This is a genomic window from Kamptonema formosum PCC 6407, assembly GCF_000332155.1.
In the GTDB taxonomy this organism is placed as follows: domain Bacteria; phylum Cyanobacteriota; class Cyanobacteriia; order Cyanobacteriales; family Microcoleaceae; genus Kamptonema; species Kamptonema formosum.
Map to the genome: position 1 here is coordinate 65,893 of NZ_KB235907.1, position 7,941 is coordinate 73,833.

The 7,941-nt window shown below is 43.4% G+C and carries 11 protein-coding genes; 8 read left to right on the forward strand and 3 right to left on the reverse strand.

Going from position 1 to position 7,941, the window contains the following annotated elements; translation table 11 throughout:
- The first annotated feature begins 111 nt into the window (after positions 1-111).
- The 3 genes from OSCIL6407_RS36780 to OSCIL6407_RS36790 all read left to right on the forward strand — a co-directional run bounded on the left by OSCIL6407_RS36780 (position 112) and on the right by OSCIL6407_RS36790 (position 3,119).
- Positions 112-369 carry a hypothetical protein gene (locus OSCIL6407_RS36780; RefSeq protein ID WP_234709982.1) on the forward strand — a complete coding sequence of 86 codons (258 nt, stop codon included), beginning with the start codon at positions 112-114 and terminating at the stop codon, positions 367-369.
- A gap of 7 nt (positions 370-376) precedes the next feature.
- On the forward strand, positions 377-2,035 hold the full coding sequence (locus OSCIL6407_RS36785) for a DEAD/DEAH box helicase (RefSeq protein WP_051045202.1): 1,659 nt from the start codon (positions 377-379) through the stop codon (positions 2,033-2,035).
- A 70-nt stretch (positions 2,036-2,105) separates the two neighbouring features.
- Positions 2,106-3,119, forward strand: coding sequence for a hypothetical protein (locus OSCIL6407_RS36790; RefSeq protein WP_051045203.1), 1,014 nt, complete (start codon positions 2,106-2,108; stop codon positions 3,117-3,119).
- Positions 3,120-3,203: 84 nt separating this feature from the next.
- On the opposite strand, the gene OSCIL6407_RS0129345 is transcribed toward OSCIL6407_RS36790, so the two are convergent.
- Complete coding sequence (locus OSCIL6407_RS0129345; protein WP_007354486.1) at positions 3,204-3,428, reverse strand: hypothetical protein; 225 nt, start codon at positions 3,426-3,428, stop codon at positions 3,204-3,206.
- Between the two features lies 1 nt (position 3,429).
- Here OSCIL6407_RS0129345 and OSCIL6407_RS0129350 point away from each other — a divergent pair, with 1 nt between their 5' ends.
- From OSCIL6407_RS0129350 to OSCIL6407_RS0129365, 4 genes are all read left to right on the forward strand, one after another.
- A complete protein-coding gene (locus OSCIL6407_RS0129350; RefSeq protein WP_007354485.1) occupies positions 3,430-4,011 on the forward strand; it encodes a ParA family protein in 582 nt (193 codons plus the stop codon).
- Complete coding sequence (locus tag OSCIL6407_RS31675) at positions 4,008-4,295, forward strand: hypothetical protein (RefSeq protein WP_019488070.1); 288 nt, start codon at positions 4,008-4,010, stop codon at positions 4,293-4,295. The genes OSCIL6407_RS0129350 and OSCIL6407_RS31675 overlap by 4 nt, the downstream gene beginning before the upstream one ends.
- Before the next feature lie 176 nt (positions 4,296-4,471).
- Positions 4,472-4,747: a DUF4258 domain-containing protein gene (locus tag OSCIL6407_RS0129360; protein WP_007354483.1), complete on the forward strand. Its 276-nt coding sequence runs from the start codon at positions 4,472-4,474 to the stop codon at positions 4,745-4,747.
- A complete protein-coding gene (locus OSCIL6407_RS0129365; RefSeq protein WP_007354482.1) occupies positions 4,744-5,013 on the forward strand; it encodes a DUF2283 domain-containing protein in 270 nt (89 codons plus the stop codon). Before OSCIL6407_RS0129360 ends, OSCIL6407_RS0129365 begins: the two co-directional genes overlap by 4 nt.
- Positions 5,014-5,038: 25 nt before the next feature.
- Here OSCIL6407_RS0129365 and OSCIL6407_RS35100 read toward each other — a convergent pair whose 3' ends face one another.
- Positions 5,039-5,284, reverse strand: coding sequence for a hypothetical protein (locus OSCIL6407_RS35100; protein WP_148288977.1), 246 nt, complete (start codon positions 5,282-5,284; stop codon positions 5,039-5,041).
- On the reverse strand, positions 5,250-7,787 hold the full coding sequence (locus OSCIL6407_RS0129370) for a type I restriction endonuclease subunit R (protein WP_234709984.1): 2,538 nt from the start codon (positions 7,785-7,787) through the stop codon (positions 5,250-5,252). The genes OSCIL6407_RS35100 and OSCIL6407_RS0129370 overlap by 35 nt, the downstream gene beginning before the upstream one ends.
- Here OSCIL6407_RS0129370 and OSCIL6407_RS36450 point away from each other — a divergent pair.
- On the forward strand, positions 7,671-7,941 hold a 271-nt coding region (locus OSCIL6407_RS36450), incomplete at its 3' end, for an iron-containing redox enzyme family protein (RefSeq protein WP_234709985.1). The two genes, OSCIL6407_RS0129370 and OSCIL6407_RS36450, sit on opposite strands and share 117 nt — an antisense overlap.

Sequence of the window (7,941 nt, forward strand, 5' to 3'; positions counted from 1 at the left end):
AGTCTGCAAGTACAGAAGCATCAAAACGCTTGCTCAAGCAGGCATTAATCTGCCGCTTGATACAACGATGAATCGGATTTGCGCTTTACTGCTGAAGCTGTTGAATTAGCAGTGTTCGACTTACTAAATGACGAAGACAATTCACAAAATTTACGGAATGTTAGCAAGAAAGCTTTTGAATTACTGCGTGTACTAAAGGTACCATCTTCTTCAATGGATGCTGCAAAATGGTTACTGCGTGTAGCCTGCTTAGGCATACTAGGCGATCGAGGAGCAGATGCTGCCCGGTTGCTGAAAGAAAATTCGTGGCCGGAACTACCTATAAATTCTGATTCTTGGGGGGGAAAGAGTACAGGCAACTATCTTTGATGCTTGGTTGCGTCTGATCCGTAAGGATGGCTGGAATGACCTCGATCGTGTACAAGAGCAGATTGTAGCATTACGAGCGGCTCAACAAAGATTTGAAGCAGACTATCTGGAAACCCAGGCAACTAATGCCCGTACTGCTGCTTGGGAGCTAGTTGCCCTCTATCATCTATCTAAAGCAGCGGAGATCTTATCAATTTTCTTAACGCAGGGAGCAGTAGAGGGGTACTTCGATATTCGTCAGCAGTTAGAATCTCATTTTGATCGGGTATTAAGTGCTTGTGCAAAAGCTGAACTGATTGAACTAGAAAATTTAACACGTCTTCTTATTGAAACAGCAAACCAGTTAGTTAAGAACAGCATTTGGACAGTCACACGAGCAGTAAATAGCCGAGTTACCCGTTTTGTCGAACAGGTAGTAACAAACCAACATCAACCAATCTTTGAAATGCTGCCTCCCCAACGCCGAGCTTTACGGGAAGCAGGACTATTAGGTTCTAGTCATCGAGCCGTGGTTGTAAATCTTCCTACTTCTAGTGGCAAGACTTTTATTGCTCAATTCCGTATTTTACAAGCTCTTAACCAATTTGACCGAGAACAAGGATGGGTTGCTTACCTAGCCCCGACTCGTGCTTTAGTTAATCAGATATGTAAACGTTTAAGAGATGATTTTACTCCATTAGAAATTAACGTAGAGCGCGTTAGTCCTGCTTTAGAAATAGATAGTCTAGAAGCAAATATTCTAAAAGATACTAACCAAGAAAGTCGCTTTCGCATACTGGTTTCAACTCCTGAAAAGTTCGATTTAATGTTACGTGGGGGATGGGAAGAGAAGATTGGAAGACCTCTGACTCTTGTGGTCGTGGATGAAGCCCATAATTTATCCCAAGAACAGCGCGGTCTCAAATTAGAATTGCTATTAGCTACAATTAATCGAGAGTGCCGTTATGCACAATTTCTTCTTCTAACTCCATTTATTGATAATGCCGATGAAATTGCCCGTTGGCTGTCTCCTGATAGCTATAATCAAATTGAATTAGGCTTGGATTGGTTGCCAAATGATCGAGCCATTGTTTTGAGTACAGCCAAAAGGAGTGCTCCTAAATCTAAAAATTTTACTATAGAATTAAAAACGATACACACTAATAGGCAAACTATAGACATTGCCGAAACTATTACGTTAGAAGATGAAAGAATACTTGGCTTAAAATGGTCAGATGTATCAAAAAGCCCTAATAAGCTTGCTGCTGCTACCGCGCAACTTCTGAAAAAGCGGGGATCAGTTATCATTCTTGCAAAAACAATACCTGACACTTGGAAATTGGCTAGTCATTTCACGAAAGAAGCCAATTCTTCTTCACAAGAATCTGAAGATATTCAGTTAGTACAGCGGTTCCTTCAAGAAGAATTTAGTCCTGAATTTCCCCTTATAAATTTATTACAATATGGTGTAGGTGTTCATCACTCCGGTCTTTCAGACGAGGCTAGAACTCTAATAGAGTGGCTATTTGAGAAAGGTAGCATTCAAGTGCTTGTCACAACAACTACTATTGCCCAAGGAGTTAACTTTCCAGTATCTAATGTTGTATTAGCAAGCCACCAGTATCCCTACGGTAAAATATGCCAGCCGAAGATTTTTGGAATTTGGCTGGCCGTGCTGGGCGTGTAAACCAATCAAGTGTAGGAATCATTGCTCTAGCAGCAAATAATCAGGAAAAGCTGATAAATTAACAGAATTTGTGAATCAAAAAGTGGAATCTTTAAGCTCAACGCTTGTGAGCATGGTACAAAAAGCTATTAAGCAGTGGGGACAATTGGAGCTACACCTTTTGTATAAGCAGCCTGAGTGGTCTTCTTTCTTGCAATACCTTGCTCATACTTATCGACAAATTGGTAATCATGAACGTTTTGTTACTGAGGTTGAGCAGGTTTTAAGAGGAACTCTAGGCTTTCAGGCTCTCCGGCGAAAACATCCACAAATAGCAAACTCCCTAGTCAATGGTGTACGAGGCTATGCAGAACGCATTTCTAATCGTCCGTTAAGTCTAGTAGATAATACTGGTTTTTCCTGGGAAAGTGTTAGCATAACTCTCAGCCGATTGCATGACGAACGTATCAATCAAGAGGTTTGGGATGCAGATAGTTTATTTGTAAGCGGTAGTCCCTCCTTAAAGAAATTACTAGAAATTCTTCAAGATATACCGGAATTGAATCAAAACCTTGAGCAAGTAATAGGCGGAGCAAGAATAAGTAAAAACTTCCTAGCAGATATAATTTCTGATTGGGTGAACGGCTTAAGCCTGAAAGATATAGCACAGAATTATTTTTCGACTGCTAAAGGTAGAAATATTGAATTTACAGATGCTATGACTAATTGCTGTAAGAGTCTATTCAAAAATCTTATTCCGGCAGCATCCTGGGGTTTAGCAGCTCTGCAAACTTTGACATTCAAAGAAGAAGAGTTTGAGCAGCTTTCAGAAAGGGATCAACAAACTCTACGCAATCTACCTGCTCGTGTGTTTTATGGTGTTAATTCTGATGAGGCGATTACTCTACGACTTCTTAATGTACCCAGACAAGCTGCTCAACCTCTAGCTGGAGAACTTGGGGAACGGATGTTAAATCCAGGTTTACCTTTATCAAGGTTAAGAAGTGAGTTAGCGCAAGTAAAACCTACGGTTTGGACTCAAGCCATTGGAGAAGCAGGGCAAGATTATTATAAAGTTTGGAAAATTATTGAAGGGAAAGAATAGAGACTTCAGTTGCTTGAAAATAAAAATGATTGATCGCACCTCTTAACCTCGCCATCTTACCCAACCCATTCGGCATTAACTCCTTCACCACTCAAAATCGCCCCAAAAATGACTCAAACACTCTCCCTCCAAAGGTAAAACCCGAAGCCGCGATCGCTGCGCTCTGCGTTTATTGAATAATTGGATATCCGTTAATTCGCATAACCAGTTATGCGGATTAACGGATAAGCGGATTAGTAGATGTTCAGAATTATGGTAATCTGCTAGAAATTGATTTTCGAGGGAGGTGAGCCTCATCGCAATATACACAGTGGCATCCTTTAAGGGAGGCGTGGGAAAGACGACGACGGCCGTCCACCTGGCAGCTTACCTGGCGGAATCGGGCGATGCAATTCTAATTGACGGCGACCCCAACCGCAGCGCGACGGGATGGGCCAAGCGAGGGCAGTTGCCCTTTGAAGTGGTTGACGAGCGGCAAGCGCCCTACCGTTTGAGCTCAAGCAAACCCGAACACATCGTTATTGATACCCAGGCGCGGCCTAGTGAAGAAGACTTGCAGAATTTGGTGAGGGGCGATCTGTTGATCCTGCCAACGACTCCAGACGCTCTTTCCCTCGATGCTCTCTTTCAAACCATTGGAGTGCTTAAGAAGTTTGACGTTACGAAGTTTAGAATCCTACTGACCGTTGTGCCACCAGCCCCCAGAAAAACAGGGGAGAAAGCGAGGGAGGCTTTACTTGAACTGGGTTTGCCTCTGTTTGAGATTGGAATTCGCCGCTTTGCTTGCTATGAAACCGCAGCGCTACAGGGTTGCTTAGTGCGGGACGTGAAAGATCGCAATGCAGCAACGGCTTGGCGGGACTACAAACGGCTAGGGAGCGAACTGTTGTGACCAAAAAAGAAAATGCCTTTCGCCGCATCTTCGATGTAGCCTCTGAGGATGGAAAATCTGCTGACCCGCAACCTCTTCTTGAGGTACAGAGGGCGGAACCTGCAAAAGAGCGGATAGTTGCTGAGCTCACGCCTGACCCTGGACTGTTACCTCCGCCTAAAACGAGGGGACGACCTAAAGGGAAAAATCAGATCCAGAGTATGAGGCGGCGATCGCCTACATTCGCAAGAAAACGCACCTGCAAGTTAAGAGGCGGCTCCTGGATTTGGCAGAAGAGGAGGTAAAGTTAGACTTCTCAGAACTGGTGCAGGAGTTGCTAGAGGTGTGGGTGCTGTTCGAGCAAGGGGCGGAACCGGATAGCCTAATAGCTAGATTATCGAATATCCGAAAATCTGGTAATTCGGATTAGAGCGAGGGTTTATAGGTAAGACTGAGGACTGTAAAAGTTGAGTACATTAACATGGAAAACTTCCGTTACCAGCTAACTGAGCATGCATCCGAACAAGTGAGCAAACGTAATATCCAATTGGAATGGATCGAGCAAGTTCTCCAGTCCCCCATCAAAACAAAACCAGATGATAAAGATCCGGAGCTTCGGGCTGCTTATGGAGTTATACCTGAAAAGGATGATCGTATTTTACGGGTAGTTTACAATTTCACTGTAGAGCCTTGGAAAATTGTTACAGCACATTTTGATAGAAATGCAACAAGCAAGCACAAGCGAGGTCTATTATGAAAATTGAATTAAAACACGATCCAGAGGCGGATGCAGCCTATTTCACCCTATCGGAGGGTGAAATCGCAGACTCCGAAGAAAGTCCCCCTGGTATAGTCTGGGACTTCGATAAAAATAACCAGGTAGTAGGAGTAGAAATCTTAAATTTTAAATACAGAACGCCTGATGAGTTTTTCAATCTGGCGGAAGCATCGGAATCCTATCTGACAGAAGAACAAAAGATTGCTTTTCGGGATTTCTTTTCTAAAACCCCGCTACCTGTTTGAGTTGCTTTTTTACCAAAACCTTGATCTAAGTTATCGTTGTTCGTGTGGCTGTGATGCCGTGCCACTTGCAAAGGGTACTAATTGTTTCTGGTAATGGCGATGGGCGATCGGTGGGAGTGACTGCAATCATGGTCGGCTTCTTGAGTTCCCCATAGAACTGATCTCGCCCTTTCCGTTTCGGTATTATCGGCATGGTTAGGTGACTGATTTGACGATCGCCTGCTTTGAGAACTGTTTTATTCTTCCTCCCCAAGCTCACCAAGAGCGTCATCAAATTTGTTAATGATGTCGAGTAATTTTGATACAACTCGCGCAAAGATTTTTTTACGCTCTAATAATTTTGGTTTTTCGTTACAAGCACTCAGCACAGTTTCTCTTAATGGCTCTTTCCCTGAAAATTTATAGTCGGCAATCATTTGATTAACAGCTTCGACCTTGAGATTTTCCTCTATACAGAGTTGCTGAATTGCTTCGATACGTTCTTGAGTCCAGAAGTCTTGAAAGACAGTTTCCACTTTTTCTTCGGGTTCAAGGGTGGGTAGCCGCTCTTCGATAAATTTCTCCAGCAGATCCCGTTTACTTCGTAATTGGGCTTCCTTACCAATGAGTTCAAGGATACAGGCTTTTTGGCTCTGGTACTCTTCTGAAGTGACATCTGTTTGCAGCTCGCGCTGAAGGTTAGCCAGCAGCTTGAGAATATAGGCGACATTGATTTCGTCTCGCTGGATCAGTTCCAGTTCAAAATCGACTTCCTCAACTAAAGACTCTTTCTCGTCATCGGGTTTAGATCGCGTTTTATCATAGATGTCCAGATATTTGCTTTTATAATCTTCAAAGGTTTGTTCATCCAGATTTAAGTCAGAAAAACTAAATTCAGTGAATGATTTACTTACATTCTGCAAACGAATAAGATTACGAAAGGCTTTAACGAACTTAACTTGGTCATCTTCACTAATAAGCTTATTGACATCGTTAGGGATAGTGGCGATCGCTCTCAGTTCTTGCACCCCGTCATTAAATTTTTCAATGTAGTATTCGTAGGGTTGAATGAAAATTTCTTCGCTTGCGTTGGTGTCTGAAAAGAGGGCAACGGCTTGATCAGTATTCTCTTTGAGGTTACGGAAAGAGACGATATTCCCTTGAGATTTAAGTTCGCCCAAAATGCGATTAGTGCGGGAGTATGCTTGAATTAATCCGTGATACTTCAGATTTTTGTCAACGTAAAGTGTATTGAGCTTTTTGACATCAAAGCCCGTGAGAAACATATTGACGACTAACAGAATATCGGCGCGTTCCTGATCCTGAAAGTTTTCTCGATCGCGGTCTTTCATCCGCTTGGCGATATCTTTATAGTAGGCATAGAAAGCCTGACTATCTTTGGCGGAATGTTGGGTTTGGTACATCTGGTTATACTCCGCGATAAATTGATTCAGTTTGTCGCGGCTATGGCTACGGTTGCTTATATCTGCGCTGATATTAAAATCAGGTTCTCCAATTAAGCCGTTTGCGTCTTGGTCTTCTTCGTTATAGCCAGGGGTAAAAATTGTGATCACTCGTAGGTCATGTAATCCCTGTTTTTGTTTGTTTTTGAACGTGTCGTAATAGGTAATTAGGGTGTCTACACTGCTGGCGCAGAGCATCGCCGAGAATTTTCTACCGTGGGTTTTACGGTTATGGTTGGCAATAATCCAATCGACAATTAGAGAAATTCGGTCGGGATTTTCAAAGAATTCTCGGTCTAATTTTGGCTCTGTGATCAGCGTACCGTCTTTGCGTTTGATTTTTCCCCAATACTCGACGGAAAATTTAAGCACGTTTTCATCCGCGATCGCATTGGTAATCACATATTTATGCAGACATTCCTGGAATAGGTCTTTGGTAGTACGTTTACCGTGTTCGTTGCTAGCGGCGTTATCGGCAAAGATAGGAGTCCCTGTAAAGCCAAACATTTGTGCTTGGGGAAAGAATTTGACGATATTTTTATGGGTTTCGCCAAATTGAGAACGGTGGCATTCGTCAAAGATGAACACAATGCGCTTATCTTTCAAGCTTTCCATTGCGACTTCATGACGTTGGGACTTGATCGCTCGGTTGAGTTTCTGGATAGTGGTGACAATGAGGGGGTTATCCCCAGCCATTTGTTCTACTAATTGTCGAGTGTTGTCAGTAGTGTCTACGCAGTCGGGGCTGAAATAATTAAACTCTCTGCTAGTTTGGTAGTCGAGGTCAGCACGATCAACTACGAACAGAACTTTATGGACTTTGGGTAGTTGCGTAAGGATTTGGGCAGCTTTGAAACTGGTGAGGGTTTTGCCCGATCCAGTGGTATGCCAGATATAGCCATTTTTGTTGGTGTTTTTGACACGCTCAATGATGGCTTCGACGGCGTAGTATTGATAGGGACGCAGCACCATCAGCACTTTGTCGGATTCGTGCAGGACAATGTATTTACAGATCATCTTGGAGACGTGGCATTTCTCCAGAAAGCTATCCGCGAAGTCTTCCAGTTGGGTAATCAGGTTATTGTCTTGGTCTGCCCAGTAGAAGGTTTGTTTAAATTCTTGTTTACGGTTGTTGGCGTAGTAACGGGTATTGACACCGTTGGAGATGGCGAAAATTTGGACATATTGAAACAGTCCATTGTCTGCTCCGTAGGAATGGCGTTGGTAGCGGTTGATTTGGTTGAAGGCTTCCTTAAGTTCCAGTCCTCGGCGTTTCAGTACTTCGAGGTAGCCGGGCCCGCCGCCTACAGAAATTATCTCGCCGCCGCCCAGCGTTTGCAACTCTCAGACGGCGCAATGGGTTACTGGGAACTACACATCAGAGAAGATGAACGTCACGGTCGCTGGATGTTAGATGATGTCGCTTTACCGCTAGCCGAAAAATACCCCCAAGACGCTTGGGAACTCGTGCTTGGATACGACCAAG